Raw genomic sequence first — 17,993 nt, 5'->3', positions numbered from 1 at the left:
ACGCCCATACGGAGTAAGACTTGATGACGCTGCCCATTCGCATTGCCCCCTCGATCCTCGCGGCGGATTTCGCCAGGCTCGGCGAGGAGGTGCGCAATGTCACCGCCGCCGGGGCCGACTGGATCCACCTCGACGTGATGGACGGGCATTTCGTGCCGAACATCTCCTTCGGCCCCGATGTCATCAAGTCGCTGCGCGCCTATACGGACGCCACTTTCGACTGCCACTTGATGATCTCGCCGGTCGACGACTATCTCGAAGCCTTCGCCAAGGCCGGCTGCGACCGCATCACCGTCCATGCCGAATCCGGGCCGCATCTGCATCGGTCTCTGCAGACCGTCCGCAATCTCGGCAAGAAAGTCGGGGTGACGCTCAATCCGGCAACCCCGCTCAGCGCCATCGAGAACGTGCTCGACGATGTCGACCTCATCCTCATCATGTCGGTCAATCCCGGATTCGGTGGACAGAAGTTCATTCCGGCGATGGCAGCCAAAATCGCGGCGGCAAAGTCGCTGATCGGTGACAGGCCGATCGAGCTTGAGGTCGACGGCGGCGTCACTGTGGAAACGGCGCCGGCAATCGCGCGCGCCGGCGGCAACGTCCTCGTCGCCGGCTCGGCGATTTTCAAGGGCGATACGGTTGAGGACTATCGCCGGACCGTCACCGATCTGCGTCAGGCAGCCGAAGGGGGACGAGCATGAAGAAGCAGCTTTTCTCAGGCGGCCTGCTCGCCGCCGCACTCGCCGGCTTGCCTGGCGTGTCACTTGCCGGCGACATTGCCAGCATCCAGCCGATCGGCTTTTCCGCCGACGGCAAGGTCTTCGCATTCCAGGAGTTCGGCCTCAAGGAGGGCAGCAATGTTCCCTATTCCAACACCTATTTCATCGATACCGATAAGGGCCAGTATCTCGAGGGCACGCCCTTCCGCACCGAGCTGACCGACAAGGACGCCAATCTTTCCAAGGCGCGGCGGCAGAATCTCACGGCGGCGCGCGGCCAGATGGACAAATACGATCTCCTGACCAACCCCGGCCTGATCGCCGCCTTCAATCCGCCGACCGAACTCGGCTCACCCGCAAAGACGCTACGCTACACCACGCTTGCGAGCGACGGCCCGCCGAAATCGCCCTATACGCTTTCGCTCGGCGAGTTGCCGATCGCGGTGCCGAAGGACTGCGCGGCGATCGCCAAGCGGGTCCTCGGCTTCAGCCTGCAGATGATCGAGAAGGAAGGCACTCCGAACCGGCAGGCAGCGCGCCAGGTGCAAACGGTTCCGGCCGAGCGCGCATGTTCGGTCGAATACAGGATCGGCGGCGCCGTCGTCTATCAGCCGGACGCCGCAAACCAGGTTCATATCGCCCTGGTCCTGGCCTTCGATGCGCAAAGGAACGGGCGCTGGATCGCCGTTCCGGTTCATCCCTGAGCTGGTTGCCCGACATGGAGCGCCTCAGGGCGGCATGGCCGCCCTACTCCGATCTGATCCTCGGCGCCTTGCTTTGGGCCGTGCAGATGCTCGTCTCGGCTATGCTGGGTCTCTATCTGCGCAACGGGCTGGAGACGAGCCGGCTTGCCGAAGTCGCCGCGCTCTATTTCCTCGGCGGCCTGCTCGCCTGGCCCTTCGCTTTGCCGGCCGCCCGCTTCCTCGCCTATGGCAAGCCGCCGGAGGCGCGTTTCGCCGCCTTTTTCGTGACGCTGATCGCGGCCACGATCGCGATGACGGCTTTCCTCTTCGCGATGGAATATCGGATCTTCTATTCGCGCTGGCACGCGCCCTTCGGAAGCGGCATCTGGGTCTTCCAGTTCATCTTCACCAGCATCAGCGCCGTCTATCAGTTCCTGGTGATCGGTCTGCGCCTTTTCCTGCCGCTCGGTCTCGTCTGCCTTGTCGTCAGCAGCTATTATCTTGCCAAACGCATGCGTTGAGATTGCCGCCCGTCTTTGCTACAGGGGCGCATACATTGATGCTTAACCTCTTGAATTGAAGGCAGCCGCCCATGATCCCGCGTTATTCCCGGCCCGAAATGGTCGCCATCTGGTCTCCCGAAACCAAGTTCCGCATCTGGTTCGAGATCGAGGCGCATGCCTGCGACGCGCTGGCCGAACTCGGCGTCATCCCGAAATCGGCGGCAAGGACGATCTGGGAAAAAGGCGGCGCCGCCACCTTCGACGTTGCCCGCATCGATGAGATCGAGGCCGTCACCAAGCATGACGTCATCGCCTTCCTGACCCACCTGGCCGAAATCGTCGGCCCGGATGCACGTTTCGTCCATCAGGGCATGACCTCGTCCGACGTGCTCGACACCTGCTTCAACGTCCAGCTGGTGCGCGCCACCGATATCCTGATTGCCGATCTCGACCGGCTGCTGGCGGCGCTGAAAACCCGCGCCTTCGAACACAAGGACACCGTCACCATCGGCCGCTCGCACGGCATCCACGCCGAGCCGACAACCTTCGGCGTCAAGCTGGCGCTCGCCTATGCCGAATTCGAGCGCTGCCGCCAGCGCCTCGTCGCCGCCCGCGAAGAAGTCGCGACCTGCGCCATCTCGGGCGCCGTCGGCACTTTCGCCAATATCGATCCGCGCGTCGAGGAACATGTCGCCGAGGCGCTTGGCCTGAAGGCCGAGCCGGTCTCGACCCAGGTCATCCCGCGCGATCGCCACGCCATGTATTTCGCCACCCTCGGTGTCGTCGCCTCGTCGATCGAGCGCCTGGCGACCGAGATCCGCCATCTGCAGCGCACCGAGGTGCTGGAAGCGGAGGAGTATTTCTCACCCGGCCAGAAGGGCTCCTCGGCGATGCCGCACAAGCGCAACCCGGTGCTGACCGAAAACCTGACCGGCCTCGCCCGCATGGTCCGCTCCTACGCCCTGCCGGCCATGGAAAACGTCGCCCTCTGGCACGAGCGCGATATCTCCCACTCCTCCGTCGAACGCATGATCGGCCCCGACGCCACAGTCACCCTCGATTTCGCCCTCTCACGCCTCGCCGGCGTCATCGAAAAGCTCCTGGTTTACCCCGAGAACATGGAGAAGAACCTCAACAAGTTCCGCGGCCTCGTCCACTCCCAGCGCGTCCTGCTGGCACTGACCCAGGCCGGCACTTCCCGCGAAGACGCCTACCGCCTGGTGCAGCGCAACGCCATGAAGGTCTGGGAACAGGGCAAGGACTTTTTGGAGGAGCTCCTGGCGGATACCGAGGTTCGCGCGGCGCTTTCCGAGGAGGATATTCGGGAGAAGTTCGACCTTGGCTATCATACCAAGCATGTCGACACGATTTTCCGGCGGGTATTTGGGAACGCTTGAGAGAACCCCAACCCCTCGGCGTCATCCTCGGCCTTGTGCCGAGGATCTGCCACATATGAACCGGCAGTATAGCCGTTGTTTTAGCTCATTGTTTTGATGCATCTCCCCCCGAAGCCACCGCTCTCTCCGGGCGACATGCATTGAAAGTCTGGCCTCGCCCGTGTGGGATTCGTCTTCTTAATAGGATCCTGGATTGTATTTAGCTTTTCTCAAGCGGCCGTTGTTTCATCTTTGAGGCTTTAGCGTTCCCAGGGCGTTTGCGCGCCTCGGTCTTTTTCGGCGTAACGGTTTCTGCGGCTTCCGTCGTCCTGCAAGCCTCCGTCTCGCCCCTGCCCTTGGCAGCCTTGGCGACCAGTCGGTCGAGATGTTTCAACTCATCCTCGTCAAGATTTTCGATGCCGATGAAGCGGTTTTCGGCGTGGCTCGTCAGGATGATTTCGTTGAGCTTGGCCTGGATCGCCCGCGTGTCGCGCGTCTGCGCGTTCTGCAGCACGAAGACCATCAGGAAGGTGATGATCGTCGTGCCGGTATTGATGATCAGCTGCCAGGTTTCCGAATAGTCGAAGAAGGGGCCGAGTGCGGCCCAGACGATGACGATGCTCAGCGCCAGGATGAAGATGACGGGCTTGCCCGCCCATTCCGATGTCTTGGTTGCGAAGCGGGCGAACAGATGTTTCATCGTCACCTCTGAAATCCTCCCTCGAAGCCTACGCTAAGAACTCCGAGGCAGGTTTGAGGTTCCCGGGGAAATCGGAATCCGACCCCCAGGGATGAGGCTCTGTTTAGGCGACTTCCCGCGCAACCAGCTTGCGATAGAGATGCCAGGTCGCATGGCCGAGGATCGGGATGACGAGCGCAAGCCCGGCAAAGACCGGGATCGTGCCGATGACGAGCAGTGCCGCGACGATCAGGCCCCAGAGCAGCACCGGCACCGGATTGGCGACCGTGGCCCGAATCGAGGTTACGACGGCGGCGACGGCCCCGACATCGCGGTCGAGCAGCAGCGGAAAGGTAATGACGGAGATAGCCAGCACCACCAGCGCGAAGACGAAGCCGATGAGATTGCCCCAGATGATCAGCTGCAGGCCTCCAGCCGTTCCGAAAACCTGGCGGGTGAAATCTGTCATGGAGCGCGGAAACACTTCTCCGAGAAGATTGGTGTAAAGCGTCTGTGCCGTTACCAGCCAGACGACGAAAAGGGCAAAAAGCATCAGCCCGACCGCGACGATCGACGGCAGTGCCGGCGAGTGGCGCACTTCGAGTGCATGCGTCCATGATGTATCGAGGCCTTCCTCGCGCCGGCGGCTGATCTCATAAAGGCCGATCGCCGCGATCGGGCCGATCAGCACGAAACCGGACATCAGCGGGAAGACCATCGGCAGAAGATTGGCGCCGGAGGTCCATAGCGTCAGGAAGATGCCGGCGATCGGGTACATCAGGCACAGGAACACATAATGCGAAGGTTTTTCCTTAAAATCGTCGAGCCCACGCTTCAGCGCGTCGAAGACGTCAGCAATGCCAATGCGATTGACGACGGGCCGCGCTAAGCTTTCGCTGGCACCCGTCATGACATGAAATGCCGCCATGGCTTTCTCCTCCTCAGCCGAGATTGGTCGGCGGCGGCACGCATCGGCGGGCAAGCCGATACGAAATCCGCAACCGGCACTGGAGCAATATAACAAATATCAAGGCGCGTGTCGCTCTCTCCCTTGATGCCCCTCTTGACATCTTCGACGGGCTTTCTCACATCGGCGGCACTATGAAAGCCTCAGACGCAGATATCCTCATCATCCCCGGCTATACCAATTCCGGCCCCGGCCATTGGCAAAGCCGCTGGGAAGCGAAGCTCAGCACGGCGCGGCGCGTCGAACAGGCCGAATGGACGAAGCCGGTCCGCGAGGACTGGATCGCCCGCATCGCCGAGGAGGTGAACGCCTCGACCCGGCCCGTCGTGCTCGTCGCCCATTCGCTGGGCGTGCCCTCGGCGATCCACGCCATCCCGCTTTTCCGCAATCGGGTGGCCGGCGCCTTCTTCGTCGCCCCGCCCGATGTCACCAATCCCGACATCCGCCCGAAGCACCTGATGACCTTCGGCCCCTACCCGCGCGAGCCGCTGCCCTTCCCGTCGATCACCGTGGCGAGCCGCAACGATCCGTTCGGCAGCTACGAGCATGCCGACGATATCGCCAGCAGTTGGGGCTCCTTTCTCGTCGATGCCGGCGAGGCCGGGCATATCAATGCCGATTCCGGTCACGGTCCCTGGCCAGAGGGCACCATGGTCTTTGCCCAGTTCCTGAGCCGTCTCTCCGCTGATTGAGGAAAACCGCCTTCTCGTTAATTCAGCAATTGCTTTCTAAGTCTTTCTTAATGGAAAGGCAGCAGACTGCGCCTGAGATGATTAAGCGAGAATGCCCGTGAAGAAAGCCCATCCAGAGGCCGAGAACCCGCATGGCGATGCCACAGCGGCTGCGGCAGGCGTCGGCGGGGCAGCCGGCGATTCCGAACTGGCGGAACGGGAGAGCCGATGGAACCATGCGCTGGTCGGCTCGGGCCTCGGCGTATGGGATCACAACTACCGCCTCGACCGGAAATATTACTCGCCCACGTGGAAAACCATTCGCGGAATGGCGCCCGACGAGGAGGTCTCCGGCGATTACGATGCCTGGCTACAGCTCGTCCATCCCGACGACCGCGAATTCGTCGCGCATGCCATCGAGCGCCAGAACGCCGGCGACCCGGATTATCAGATCTTCCAGTATCGTGAGCGTCACAGGGACGGCCAATGGGTCTGGATCGACTGCCGCGGCGCCTGCGTGGAATGGGACGAGAACGGTGTGCCGACCCGCATCGTCGGCACGGATATCGATATCACCGCCCGCAAGGAAGCCGAGGAGACGCTGTCGCGCCTGTCGCGCCGGCTCGACCTGGCGTTGGCGATTTCCCACATCGGCGTCTTCGAGGCCGATATCGAGAATGATACGGTCGAATGGGACGATCGCCTCATCGCCATTTACGGCCTGCAGGGCGCCTCGCATCAGATCGCGGGCGATGCCTGGGCGAAAAGCCTGCATCCCGACGACCGCGAACGCGTGCTCGGCCTGGCCGGCCGCAGCGTCGAAAGCGGCAGCGATTTCCAGCAGGAATATCGCATCATCCGTGGTGACGGCGCCGAACGCATCATCCGTGCTCGCTCGGCCTTTTTCGTCGATGGCAACGGCCACCGCAAGCTGATCGGCGCCAACTGGGACGTCACCGAGGACGTCGCACTGCGCAACGAGCTGCAGCGCGCCAAGGATCTGGCGGAAGCCCGCAACCGCGAGCTCGAAGCCGCCAAGGAGAGTATCGAGCACCTGGCGCTGCATGACTACCTCACCGCCCTGCCGAACCGGCGCTATCTCGACAAGATGCTGGACGAGCGCTCGGCCGAATGCCGCGCCAAGGGCCTTGCCCTGGCGATCCTCCACATCGATCTCGACCGCTTCAAGCAGATCAACGACACGCTTGGCCACCGGGCCGGCGACGCCATGCTGCAGCACGCGGCGAATGTGCTGAGAAACTCCGTCCGTGCCGCCGATTTCGTCGCGCGCATCGGCGGCGATGAATTCGTCATCCTCTGTGCCGTCAATCCCGCCTCGAAAAAGATCGCCGGCCTTGCCGAACGCGTGATCCGCGAATTGCGCAAGCCCGTCAGATACGAGGGGCACGACTGCCGTTTCGGCGCCAGCATCGGCATCGCCGTCGACAGCGGCGCCAGGCTCGACGCCAAGCAAATCCTGCTCGACGCCGACATCGCGCTTTATCGCGCCAAGGGGCTGGGCCGCAACCGCTTCGAATTCTTCTCGGCATCGGCCCGCAGCGATGTCGTCTCGGCCAAGCAGCTCGCCGACGAGATTCTGATCGGCCTCGAGCGCAACGAATTCGTGCCCTTCTATCAATTGCAGTTCGATGCCCGCACCCTCGATGTCACCGGCGTCGAGACGCTCGCCCGCTGGCAGCATCCCCGGCACGGGCTTTTGACGCCCGACCGCTTTCTCGATATCGCCGAGGATCTCGACGTCGTCTCGACGATCGATGCGCTGATCCTGGAGCGCGCCCTGGCCGACCGCCGCGCCTGGATCAGGGATGGTTTGTCGATTCCAAAAGTATCGGTCAACGTTTCCGCCCGCCGGCTTGCCGATCCCGATCTCGGCAAGAAGCTCCGCGCCCTGAAGATCGAACCCGGCGCCATCGCCTTCGAACTGCTGGAATCGATCTCGCTCGACGATTGCGACGCGCTGGTGTCGGCCAACCTCAAGAAGCTGCGCAAGCTCGGCATCGACATCCAGATCGACGATTTCGGCACCGGCCATGCCTCGATCGTCAGCCTGCTGCGCTTGAGCCCGACGACGCTGAAGATCGACCGCGAGCTGATCCGCCTGCTGCCGCAATCGGCCGAGCAGCGCAAACTGGTCGGCTCGATCATCGACATCGGCCGCTCGCTCAACATCCGCGTCATTGCCGAGGGCGTCGAGACTGCGGATCACGTCCGCATCCTCGAAGGACTCGATTGCGACATGCTGCAGGGCTATGCGCTCGCCCGGCCGATGCCGGCCATGCAGATCCCTTCCTTCGTCCGCGCCGGCAGCTGGCGTCACGGGCAAACTGCCGCTCGCGCCCTGCAGGCGCAGCTTGGCCGCGTGCTGCCAAGCAGAGCTGCCAAATAAAACCTGGATAAGCGGCCCGCCATTTCGCCTTCATTCCACGCTACAGGAAAAGGCGCTAAACTCGTCTTGGGAATCCATTCGATTCCCCTGGCGGTATTCCGTAAAATCCGGAAACCGGGTCCAGAAATCCCGAAAAGAGGGAAGGAGCGACAGGCGGATTGTGAAACCCACTCTTTTCCTTTAAGGGGACGCCACGAGATCGATCCACTCGCGCTATCCCAAGAGCGCCAACAACAGAGAATGACCACGATGAACCGTCGCCGCCGTATCTACGAGGGCAAGGCAAAGATTCTGTATGAGGGTCCGGAACCGGGCACCTTGATCCAGTTTTTCAAGGACGATGCCACCGCCTTCAACAAGAAGAAACATGAAGTCATCGACGGCAAGGGCGTCCTCAACAACCGGATTTCCGAATATATCTTCAGCCATCTGAACAAGATCGGCATCCCCACTCATTTCATCCGCCGGCTCAACATGCGCGAGCAGTTGATCAAGGAAGTGGAAATGATCCCGCTGGAGATCGTCGTGCGCAATGTCGCCGCCGGTTCGCTTGCCAAGCGCCTCGGCATCGAGGAAGGCGTCGTCCTGCCGCGCTCGATCATCGAGTTCTACTACAAGTCGGATGCGCTCGATGATCCGATGGTCTCCGAAGAGCACATCACCGCTTTCGGCTGGGCCAATCCGGCCGAGCTCGACGACATCATGGCGCTTGCCATCCGCGTCAACGATTTCATGACCGGTCTGTTCCTCGGCGTCGGCATCCAGCTCGTCGATTTCAAGATCGAATGCGGCCGCCTCTTCGAAGGCGATATGATGCGCATCATCCTCGCCGACGAAATCTCGCCGGACAGCTGCCGGCTCTGGGATATCGAAACCCGCGAGAAGATGGACAAGGACCGCTTCCGTCGCGATCTCGGCGGCTTGCTCGAAGCCTATTCCGAAGTCGCACGCCGTCTCGGCATCATCAATGAAAACGAGCCTGTGCGCGGCACCGGCCCGGTTCTCGTCAAGTAAGGCAGGATAGACAAAGTGATCAAGGCTCGTGTCACCGTCACGCTGAAAAACGGCGTTCTCGACCCGCAGGGCAAGGCCATCGAAGGCGCGCTCGGCGCCCTCGGCTTCTCGGGCGTCGGCCATATCAGACAGGGCAAGGTCTTCGACCTGGAGCTCGAGGGCGCCGACAAGGCGAAGGCCGAGGCCGACCTCAAGGCGATGTGCGAAAAACTGCTCGCCAATACGGTAATCGAGAACTACGCGATCGCGATCGACGGATGATCACAGACCTGCCTTCCGGCAGATTTTGAGGGTTTGGCGTCATGACGAAGGCACAGCTGGAGACGGAAGTCTCGAAATATATGAGCTATGTCCTGCGCCATGCGCCCGATACCGCCGGCTTGACGCTTGATGGCGAGGGCTGGGTGTCGTTCGACGAGCTCGAAAAGGCTTTGACGTCGAAATACGATGTCTCCCGCGCCGAGATTATCGCGATCATCGAGAATAATCCAAAGAAGCGCTTCACGCTCGCCGACAACAGAATTCGCGCCAATCAGGGTCATAGCGTCGACGTCGATCTCGCATTGACCCCGGTGGAACCGCCAGCGGCTCTTTATCACGGCACGTCTTCGGCCAACTGGCATTCGATCGGGCGCGAAGGCTTGAAGAAGATGCAGCGCCATCACGTTCATCTGTCGGCGGATGTCGAAACCGCGAAAATCGTCGCAACGCGCCGCATCGGTGAATATCTCATCCTGCGTGTGGATGCGGCCCGCATGTTTTCAGAAGGCCATTCTTTCTTTGTCTCCGACAATGGAGTATGGCTCGCCGAAAGCGTTCCAGTTCAATATCTTTCGCCAGCCGCGGGGACCCCATGAAATCAGCCGTCGTTCAACTTCCGGGCCTCAACCGTGACCGCGATATGATTGCCGCCCTGACGAAAATTTCCGGCAAGCCGCCGGTGACGATCTGGCAGACGGAAGCCGAAATCCCGGATGTCGACCTGATCGTCATTCCCGGCGGCTTCTCCTATGGCGACTACCTGCGTTGCGGCGCGATCGCCGCCCGCATGCCGGTCATGCAGGCGATCATCGACAAGGCTGCAAAGGGCGTGAAAGTGCTCGGCGTCTGCAACGGCTTCCAGATCCTCGTCGAAGCCGGCCTGCTGCCCGGCGCGCTGATGCGCAATGCCTCGCTGAAATTCGTCTGCCGCGAGATCAAGCTCGAAGTGGTCAATGCCGAGACGGATTTCACCCGCGCCTACGCACAAGGTCAGGTCATCCGCTGCCCCGTTGCCCATCATGACGGCAATTATTTTGCCGACGAAGCCACGCTGGCGAAGATCGAAGGCAATGGCCAGGTGGTCTTCCGTTATGCCGAAGACACCAATCCCAACGGCTCGCTGAACGATATCGCCGCGGTCATGAACGAGAAGGGCAACGTGCTCGGCATGATGCCGCATCCAGAAAACCTGATCGAAGCCGCCCATGGCGGTTCGGACGGCCGCGGCCTCTTCGCCTCGGCGCTCGACGTTATCGCCGCCTGAGCCCGTCCTCAATGCATGCCGCCCGCAGGCCTCTGCGGGCAATGGCATGCGAAAGACCTTCATCCGGATCACTGGAGCCGATCATGCGCCCTCGCCTCTCCGTCGCAAACGCCGCCTTGCTGACCGCTCTTGCAGCTGCTGTCGCCGGCTGCCAATCGCCAGCTCCGGCAGCGGGTCCGAACCGCGCTGCCCTGCCGACCATGGAACGCGTGGCGCTCGGCGCCAATGCGTGCTGGTTCAAGTCGAAGGATCCGGCCTTTGCAGCCTATAAGCTCGCACCCGAGCTCAACTCCTTCTCCGGCCGCCCACGCATCCTGCTCGTCCACAAGGGCAGCCCGGAAAGCCGGCCGCTGCTGGTGGTGCAGGCCGAGGGCAGCCCGGCGCGTCTTCAGGCTTTCGGTCCGATGATGCAGGAGCCGGTCGCCGGCCGCATTGCTGCCGACGTCAACCGCTGGTCCGGCGGCAACAAGGGCTGCAGCTGACCGCGGCGATCCATTTCCGCGGGATCAATCCCAGAAAAACGACTTGCCGACCTCGCGTGCCGCCTCGGACTGCGACACTCCGATATCTTTGAGCTGGCTCGCCGTCAGAGTCCTCAGCGCGCGCCGGCCTTCCCGCTTCTGTTGCCACAAAAGAATTGCGGCCCAGATCCGCCTCAAACGCGTCGTCGCCTCGGCGGGCGCGTCGGGGACAATGATCTGCCTCCTGTCCTCATAAGAGACAATCGGTACAATTGGCATTTTGATCTCAGGCAAGGCAGACATTCCGGGAATCCTTTCGGTTGTCCGTTGGAATTGACTCTTAAACTTGACAGTGACAATGTGACAATATAGGAATTGTCACCATGACAAATTGGCTTCCCGATCTTTCCCGCGGCTCAGGACCGGTCTATCTCCGCCTTGCCGACAGCATCGAATCCGCGATATCGAGCGGCGCCCTGCCCGCCGGCAGCAAATTGCCGCCGCAGCGCAACCTCGCCTATGATATCGGCGTGACGATCGGCACGATCGGCCGTGCCTATGCGCTGGTGCACGAACGCGGTCTCGTTGCCGGCGAAGTCGGGCGCGGCACCTATGTGCTGAACCGTTCCGAATCGGCGCCCGGCGAACAGAGCGATCCGCTGACGATCTCGCTCGGCGGCACCCGCCTACAGGATGCGCCCGCCAACAAGATCCGTTTCGACACCACCGCCGCCCCCGATCTTGGTCAGGGCAAGGTCATAGCGGGCATTCTCGCCGAAATCGGCGAGCAGCATCTCTCCGAAATCTCCTCCTATTCCCGAAGCTTTCCGCAGAACTGGTTCGAAGCCGGCCGCCGCTGGCTTGCCCGCAGCGGCTGGACGCCGGAGGCCGAAAACATCGTGCCGACGCTCGGAGCCCATGCCGCGGCGATATCGGTCATCGCCGCCGTCTCGGCGCCAGGAGACAAGATCGTCTTCGAAAATCTCAGCTACACGCAGGTCAGCCGCAGCGCCCGGCTTCTCGGCCGTCGCACGGTCACCGTCGATTTCGACGACCAAGGCGTGATTCCCGACGATTTCGAACGGCTCTGCCAGCAGCAGCATCCGAAGCTCGCCTTCCTGATGCCGACCGTTCACAATCCGACTGTGACGATCATGCCCTATGAGCGTCGCGCGGCAATTGCGGCAATCGCCAGAAAACACGGCGTCTGGCTGATCGAGGACGACCTCTATGGCGGCATGGCTGGCGATGATACGCCGCTGATCGCCTCGCTTGCACCCGATCGCACCTTTCTCGTCAGCGGCCTGTCGAAATCGGTCGCCGCCGGCGTCCGTGGCGGCTGGGTCGCATGCCCGCCGCATTTCGCCCAGCGTATCAGGGTAACGCACCGGATGATCACCGGTGGCCTGCCCTTCATCCTGGCGGAGACCTGCGCCCGCCTCGTCGAAAGCGGCATGGCGCATGAGATTCGCAAACAGAGCGTCGAGGAACTCTCGCGGCGTGTCCGGATCGCCCGCGAGCAATTGCAGGGCTTCGAGTTCGCATCGCACCTGCATGCGCCCTTCCTCTGGCTGAAATTGCCGGAGCCATGGATGTCGGGCACCTTCAAGAACGCCGCCTTCCGGGACGGCGTGCTCGTCGATGACGAGGACGAGTTCAAGGCGGCACGCGGGGACAAATCCTATCATCGCGTTCGCGTCGGTTTCTCCTCGCCGAAGACCGGGCAGGAGCTGATCTCCGGACTGATGATCCTGCGCCGGCTCTTGGAAAATGGCGGCTCTGCCTATGATGGCGAAATATGACCTGTTGCAAATACACGCCATAATTCCGAAAAAACGCACACGCCTGACGAGAGCGCTTTACCGCTCCCGCCCCCATGCTACCTCTTTGTTGTCTACGCTTGGTGCGAATCAAAGGACAGCAGATGAGGGTCGAGTTCGGGCGGATCGCGCAGCACTTCTTGGCGCTTGCATCAGTGGCTGTTGTAGCCGGCACTTCGATGGCGGGTTCGGCAGATGCCGGCGAGCAGATATTCGATGAGTTGCGTTTCGGGGTTTCTGCCTCGGTGCAATCGGGCCATTCCAGGGAAGACGGCGTCTTCCCGGAAATTACCGCTCTCTTCGACCCTTTCGGATACGAGGAGGCCGTTGGCTGGCAGCAACAGTTGCTGCGTCCTCGTGTCCATCTCGGCACCTCGATCGGCACCGCGGGTGAAGCCACCCAATTCTTCACCGGCTTCACCTGGACGGTCGATTTCAACGACAAGCTCTTTGCCGAAGCCGGCTTCGGCGGCGTCATCCATACCGGCGACCTGGACGACAATGATGACGGCCCGGAACTCGGCTGCCGCGTCCTCTTTCACGAGTATGCCGGTGCCGGCTACCGTTTCACCCCGCATTGGAACGTTATGGCCCAGATCGCCCACTCCTCGCATGCCAATCTCTGCGACGGCCCGAACGACGGCATGACGCGCGCCGGCATCCAGATCGGCTACAAGTTCTGAGCAATTGCCGCTTTTACGAAAAAAGCCTGCCCGCCCCTGTGAACTGCTCCCGAAGTTGGGTGTCCAACTTTCGGGAGTCAGTTCACTGTGTTGACGGCGGGCTTTTTTCTGTCGCGCGCCGCCGCTACATAAGCTAAAGACAGCGCAAAACGCGCCAGGGACCTTCCGCTCATGACCATTCCAAACACCATCCCGATCACGCCGGAACTCATCGCGGGCCATGGCCTGAAACCGGACGAGTATCAGCGCATCCTGGATCTGATCGGCCGCGAACCGACTTTCACCGAGCTCGGCATCTTCTCGGCCATGTGGAACGAGCATTGCTCCTACAAATCCTCGAAGAAATGGCTGCGCACGCTGCCGACCAAAGGGCCGCGCGTCATCCAGGGGCCCGGCGAAAATGCCGGCGTGGTCGATATCGATGACGGCGATTGCGTCGTCTTCAAGATGGAGAGCCACAACCACCCCTCCTATATCGAGCCTTACCAGGGGGCTGCGACCGGCGTCGGCGGCATTCTGCGCGACGTCTTCACCATGGGCGCGCGGCCGATTGCGGCGATGAACGCGCTGCGCTTCGGCGAACCGGATCATCCCAAGACCCGCCATCTCGTTTCCGGCGTCGTCTCCGGCGTCGGCGGCTACGGCAATTCCTTCGGCGTGCCGACGGTCGGCGGTGAAGTCGAGTTCGACGCCCGCTACAACGGCAACATCCTCGTCAACGCCTTTGCCGCCGGCATTGCCAAATCCAACGCCATCTTCCTGTCCGAGGCCAAGGGCGTCGGCCTTCCGGTCGTCTATCTCGGCGCCAAGACCGGCCGCGACGGCGTCGGCGGCGCGACGATGGCCTCGGCCGAATTCGACGAATCGATCGAGGAAAAGCGCCCGACCGTTCAGGTCGGCGATCCCTTCACCGAAAAGTGCCTGCTCGAAGCCTGCCTCGAACTGATGCAGACCGGCGCCGTCATCGCCATCCAGGACATGGGTGCCGCCGGCCTCACCTGCTCGGCCGTCGAAATGGGCGCCAAGGGCGATCTCGGCATCCTGCTCGAGCTCGACAAGGTGCCGGTGCGCGAAGAGCGGATGACCGCCTATGAGATGATGCTGTCGGAAAGCCAGGAGCGCATGCTCATGGTGCTGCAGCCGGAGAAGGAAGATGAAGCCAAGGCGATCTTCGTCAAATGGGGCCTCGATTTCGCCATCGTCGGCAAGACGACCGACGACCTGCGCTTCCGCGTCGTGCACCAGGGCGAAGAAGTCGCCAATCTGCCGATCAAGGATCTCGGCGACCAGGCGCCGGAATATGATCGCCCCTGGCGCGAATCCGGTAAGCCTGCCCCCCTGCCCGCCAATCTCGTCGCCGCACCCAAGAATTACGGTCAGGCGTTGCTGCAGCTCGTCGGCTCGGCCAACCAGTCGAGCCGCCGCTGGGTCTATGAGCAATATGACACGCTGATCCAGGGCAATTCGCTGCAGCTTCCGGGCGGTGATGCCGGCGTCGTGCGCGTCGACGGCCATAAGAGCAAGGCGCTTGCCTTCTCCTCCGACGTGACGCCACGTTATGTCGAGGCCGACCCCTTCGAAGGCGGCAAACAGGCGGTCGCCGAATGCTGGCGCAACATCACCGCGACGGGCGCCGAACCGCTCGCCGCGACCGACAATCTCAACTTCGGCAATCCCGAAAAGCCGGAGATCATGGGCCAGTTCGTTCAGGCGGTGAAGGGCATCGGCGAGGCCTGCCGCGCGCTCGACTTCCCGATCGTGTCGGGCAACGTCTCGCTCTACAATGAGACCAACGGCGTCGCCATCCTGCCGACCCCGACGATTGCAGGCGTCGGCCTGCTGCCGGACTGGCGCAAGATGGTTCGCATCGGCAGCGCCAACGCCGGCGACAAGGTGATCATGATCGGCCTCGACGGCAGCCATCTCGGCCAGTCCGTCTATCTCAGGGATGTGCTCGACAGCCGCGAAGGTCCCGCCCCCGAGGTGGATCTCTTCGCCGAGCGCCGCAACGGCGATTTTGTCCGCTCCGTCATCCGCAACGGCCAGGCAACCGCCTGCCACGACATTTCCTCGGGCGGCCTTGCCGTCGCGCTGGCTGAAATGGCCATGGCGTCCGGCAAGGGGCTGACGATCGATCTCGGCGAATGCAAGGGTGCGCCGCATGCCCTGCTCTTCGGCGAGGATCAGGCGCGTTATGTGCTGGCGGTGCCGGCCGATGTGGCGGATTTCGTCTGCGTCAATGCGGAAGGCGCCGGCGTTCCCTTCCGCCGCCTCGGCACGGTCGGCGGAGATGCGCTCGTCGTCGGCGATCTCATTGCGCTGCCGATTCAGCAATTGCGCGATACCCATGAATCGTGGTTCCCTGATTTCATGGAAGGCCGCGGCGAACTCGCCGCGGAATGATGCGCAAGGAGTAACGATCATGGCCATGAAACCCGGCGATATCGAAGACATGATCAAGGCTGGGATTCCCGGTGCCAAGGTGACGATCCGCGATCTGGCGGGCGACGGCGATCATTACGCCGCCGAAGTCGTCGCCGAAGCCTTCCGCGGCAAGAGCCGCGTGCAGCAGCACCAGATGGTCTACGAAGCGCTGAAGGGCAATATGGGCGGCGTGTTGCACGCGCTCGCCCTGCAGACTTCGGCCCCGGAATAGGGTCCGCGACGCTTCGAATGATGGGCTTGCGGCTCATCCCATCCTATATTGGATGTGGACGCGGCCATGGATCGAAGACCTTTCGACATGCGCCCGGACACCGAAGACGCGGCCGATCAGCCCCTCGGTGAGCACGGTTTCGGCCGCTCCCGCGGCAACGATCTCTCCCTTCTCGAGCACGGCCAGCCTATCGCAGAACATCGCCGCCAGATTGAGGTCGTGCAGGGCAATGATGCAGGTAATGCCGAGCTTCGAGACAAGGGAAAGAATGTCCAGCTGATGCTGGATATCGAGGTGATTGGTCGGCTCGTCCAGCAGAAGTTCGCTCGGCGACTGCGCAAGCGCTCGTGCAATGTGAACGCGCTGGCGCTCGCCGCCTGAGAGCGTCTGCCAGAGCTGCGCGGCACGATCTCGCATATCGACGCATGAAAGCGCCTCGTCGACGCGGAGATCGTCGTCAGCAGCCCAGGAATTCAGCAATCCGCGATGCGGTGTCCTGCCGAGACGCACGACGTCCCTGACAGTTAGTCGCGTCTCGGTCGTCGATTGCTGCTCGACGAAAGCGATGCGGCGGGCGAGCTCGGCTCTCGATATCGCCGAGATATCGTCCTCTCCGAGCCGGATAATGCCGCTGCGGACCTTTCGCAGCCGGCAAATCAGCCGCAGCAGGCTCGACTTCCCCGAGCCGTTCGGCCCTAGCAGGCCCAGCACCTTGCCCTTTTCGACCGCAAGGCTGATGCCATTGACGATAAGCGTATCGCCTGCGGCGAAACTGACCTCGTCGATTGTGATGCTCATGCAGTTCTCCTGGCGCCATAGAGAATGACCGCGAAGGCCGGAGCGCCGAACAGCGCGGTGACGACGCCGATCGGCAGAATCTGTTGCGGGACGATGATCCGCGAGATGACGTCGGCAGCGACCATGAAGAGGGCGCCGCCGAGCGCTGTGGCCGGCAGCAGCCGGCTATGGGCAGGCCCGACCAGGAAACGCGCGGCATGCGGAATGACGAGGCCGACAAAGCCGATCGAGCCGACCATGCTCACGACAGCCGCCGTCATCACCGCGGTTGCGCCGAGCAGCACGATCTGGACGCGCCTCACCGCAATGCCGAGGGATGCAGCAGCATCGGTACCGAAGGCGAAAGCGTCGAGGGCTCGCACATGGGCAAGGCAGACGAGGAAGCCGATCACGGTAACCGGCAGGGCGAGATAAACATCCGGCCAGCGAACGCCGCCGAGAGAGCCGAGCAGCCAAAACATGACACCTCGCGCCTGTTCCGCATTGGCCGATGTCGTGACGATATAGGCGGTCAGCGCGTTGAAGAGCTGCGATCCGGCAATTCCGCACAGAATGATGCGCTCGCCGGTCCCGCCAGCGCCGGCGGCAAGAACGCCGACGAGCAGAAATGCCGCCACCGCGCCGATGAACGCGCCGCTCGAAAGGCTGAGCACGCCATAACCGAAACCGAGGATCATCACGCAGACCGCACCCGTCGAGGCGCCTGCCGAGATGCCGAGAACGTAAGGCTCGGCCAGCGGATTGCGCAGCAGGGCCTGCAGGACGGCGCCGCAGAGCGCGAGCGACGCACCGGCGCTGGCGGCGACCAGCGCGCGGCTGAGGCGATAGTCCCAGACGATGCCCTGATGAATGCGGCTAAGTTCGAAACCGGTACCGAAAAGCCGATTCGAGACGGCCTTGGCTGTCGTTTGAAGCGGGATCGATATTTCGCCGATCGAAACGGCCAGGCTGATCATCAGTCCCAGAAGGACGAAGGCGGCAACGGTGAGCGCGACGGGCGCCCACCATCCATCCCGTTTCAGGAGCATCTT

General features: G+C 62.4%; 20 protein-coding genes. 15 read left to right on the top strand and 5 right to left on the bottom strand.

All coding sequences use genetic code 11. The features are described from left to right. The first annotated feature begins 23 nt into the window (after positions 1-23). From rpe to purB, 4 genes are all read left to right on the top strand, one after another. Complete coding sequence (rpe, locus tag CO655_RS18930; protein ID WP_010028577.1) at positions 24-701, top strand: ribulose-phosphate 3-epimerase; 678 nt, start codon at positions 24-26, stop codon at positions 699-701. Next, a complete protein-coding gene (locus tag CO655_RS18925; protein WP_097665900.1) occupies positions 698-1,423 on the top strand; it encodes a DUF2259 domain-containing protein in 726 nt (241 codons plus the stop codon). Before rpe ends, CO655_RS18925 begins: the two co-directional genes overlap by 4 nt. Before the next feature lie 14 nt (positions 1,424-1,437). After that, positions 1,438-1,923 carry a hypothetical protein gene (locus CO655_RS18920; protein ID WP_097665898.1) on the top strand — a complete coding sequence of 162 codons (486 nt, stop codon included), beginning with the start codon at positions 1,438-1,440 and terminating at the stop codon, positions 1,921-1,923. A gap of 71 nt (positions 1,924-1,994) precedes the next feature. Beyond that, positions 1,995-3,302 (top strand): adenylosuccinate lyase, encoded by a 1,308-nt coding sequence (purB, locus tag CO655_RS18915; RefSeq protein ID WP_097605136.1) that lies wholly within the window; start codon positions 1,995-1,997, stop codon positions 3,300-3,302. Positions 3,303-3,501: 199 nt separating this feature from the next. Here the strand turns inward: purB and CO655_RS18910 are convergent, their stop codons facing one another. Beyond that, positions 3,502-3,981, bottom strand: coding sequence for a low affinity iron permease family protein (locus tag CO655_RS18910; protein WP_097605137.1), 480 nt, complete (start codon positions 3,979-3,981; stop codon positions 3,502-3,504). Between the two features lie 103 nt (positions 3,982-4,084). Next, the gene (locus CO655_RS18905) at positions 4,085-4,888 is read right to left on the bottom strand and encodes a DUF2189 domain-containing protein (RefSeq protein WP_097665895.1); all 804 of its coding nucleotides are present in this window, start codon (positions 4,886-4,888) and stop codon (positions 4,085-4,087) included. 173 nt (positions 4,889-5,061) lie between these two features. Between CO655_RS18905 and CO655_RS18900 the strand changes: the two genes are divergently transcribed. From CO655_RS18900 to CO655_RS18870, 7 genes are all read left to right on the top strand, one after another. Then, positions 5,062-5,619, top strand: coding sequence for an alpha/beta hydrolase (locus CO655_RS18900; RefSeq protein ID WP_064685495.1), 558 nt, complete (start codon positions 5,062-5,064; stop codon positions 5,617-5,619). A gap of 91 nt (positions 5,620-5,710) precedes the next feature. Next, positions 5,711-8,005 (top strand): EAL domain-containing protein, encoded by a 2,295-nt coding sequence (locus CO655_RS18895; RefSeq protein WP_097665893.1) that lies wholly within the window; start codon positions 5,711-5,713, stop codon positions 8,003-8,005. Positions 8,006-8,254: 249 nt separating this feature from the next. Then, a complete protein-coding gene (gene purC / locus CO655_RS18890) occupies positions 8,255-9,019 on the top strand; it encodes a phosphoribosylaminoimidazolesuccinocarboxamide synthase (protein ID WP_004676256.1) in 765 nt (254 codons plus the stop codon). A gap of 15 nt (positions 9,020-9,034) precedes the next feature. Further along, the gene (gene purS / locus CO655_RS18885) at positions 9,035-9,280 is read left to right on the top strand and encodes a phosphoribosylformylglycinamidine synthase subunit PurS (protein ID WP_038689209.1); all 246 of its coding nucleotides are present in this window, start codon (positions 9,035-9,037) and stop codon (positions 9,278-9,280) included. Between the two features lie 41 nt (positions 9,281-9,321). Next, the gene (locus CO655_RS18880) at positions 9,322-9,876 is read left to right on the top strand and encodes an RNA 2'-phosphotransferase (protein WP_097605139.1); all 555 of its coding nucleotides are present in this window, start codon (positions 9,322-9,324) and stop codon (positions 9,874-9,876) included. Continuing rightward, on the top strand, positions 9,873-10,544 hold the full coding sequence (gene purQ / locus CO655_RS18875; RefSeq protein ID WP_097665891.1) for a phosphoribosylformylglycinamidine synthase subunit PurQ: 672 nt from the start codon (positions 9,873-9,875) through the stop codon (positions 10,542-10,544). The genes CO655_RS18880 and purQ overlap by 4 nt, the downstream gene beginning before the upstream one ends. 83 nt (positions 10,545-10,627) lie before the next feature. Beyond that, entirely contained in the window at positions 10,628-11,026 is a 399-nt protein-coding gene (locus CO655_RS18870) for a hypothetical protein (RefSeq protein WP_097605141.1), read from the top strand. A gap of 24 nt (positions 11,027-11,050) precedes the next feature. On the opposite strand, the gene CO655_RS18865 is transcribed toward CO655_RS18870, so the two are convergent. Beyond that, positions 11,051-11,308: a DUF1127 domain-containing protein gene (locus CO655_RS18865; RefSeq protein ID WP_010029229.1), complete on the bottom strand. Its 258-nt coding sequence runs from the start codon at positions 11,306-11,308 to the stop codon at positions 11,051-11,053. Positions 11,309-11,388: 80 nt separating this feature from the next. On the opposite strand from CO655_RS18865, the gene CO655_RS18860 reads away from it, so the two are divergent. The 4 genes from CO655_RS18860 to CO655_RS18845 all read left to right on the top strand — a co-directional run bounded on the left by CO655_RS18860 (position 11,389) and on the right by CO655_RS18845 (position 16,164). Continuing rightward, entirely contained in the window at positions 11,389-12,807 is a 1,419-nt protein-coding gene (locus CO655_RS18860; protein WP_097605142.1) for a PLP-dependent aminotransferase family protein, read from the top strand. Positions 12,808-12,929: 122 nt separating this feature from the next. Then, positions 12,930-13,508: an acyloxyacyl hydrolase gene (locus CO655_RS18855; protein ID WP_097605143.1), complete on the top strand. Its 579-nt coding sequence runs from the start codon at positions 12,930-12,932 to the stop codon at positions 13,506-13,508. A gap of 171 nt (positions 13,509-13,679) precedes the next feature. Next, the gene (purL, locus tag CO655_RS18850) at positions 13,680-15,911 is read left to right on the top strand and encodes a phosphoribosylformylglycinamidine synthase subunit PurL (protein WP_097583936.1); all 2,232 of its coding nucleotides are present in this window, start codon (positions 13,680-13,682) and stop codon (positions 15,909-15,911) included. A 19-nt stretch (positions 15,912-15,930) separates the two neighbouring features. Then, on the top strand, positions 15,931-16,164 hold the full coding sequence (locus tag CO655_RS18845) for a BolA family transcriptional regulator (protein ID WP_003540079.1): 234 nt from the start codon (positions 15,931-15,933) through the stop codon (positions 16,162-16,164). A gap of 33 nt (positions 16,165-16,197) precedes the next feature. On the opposite strand, the gene CO655_RS18840 is transcribed toward CO655_RS18845, so the two are convergent. Next, positions 16,198-16,962, bottom strand: a complete 765-nt coding sequence (locus CO655_RS18840; protein ID WP_097665889.1) for an ABC transporter ATP-binding protein — start codon at positions 16,960-16,962, stop codon at positions 16,198-16,200. Next, positions 16,959-17,990: an iron ABC transporter permease gene (locus CO655_RS18835; RefSeq protein WP_176539276.1), complete on the bottom strand. Its 1,032-nt coding sequence runs from the start codon at positions 17,988-17,990 to the stop codon at positions 16,959-16,961. The genes CO655_RS18840 and CO655_RS18835 overlap by 4 nt, the downstream gene beginning before the upstream one ends. Between the last annotated feature and the right edge of the window lie 3 nt (positions 17,991-17,993).

This window comes from Rhizobium sp. M1 (genome assembly GCF_002531805.1).
Lineage (GTDB): Bacteria > Pseudomonadota > Alphaproteobacteria > Rhizobiales > Rhizobiaceae > Rhizobium > Rhizobium etli_C.
Note: the sequence above shows the minus strand (reverse complement) of the source record. Positions and strands in the feature narration are given on the sequence as shown.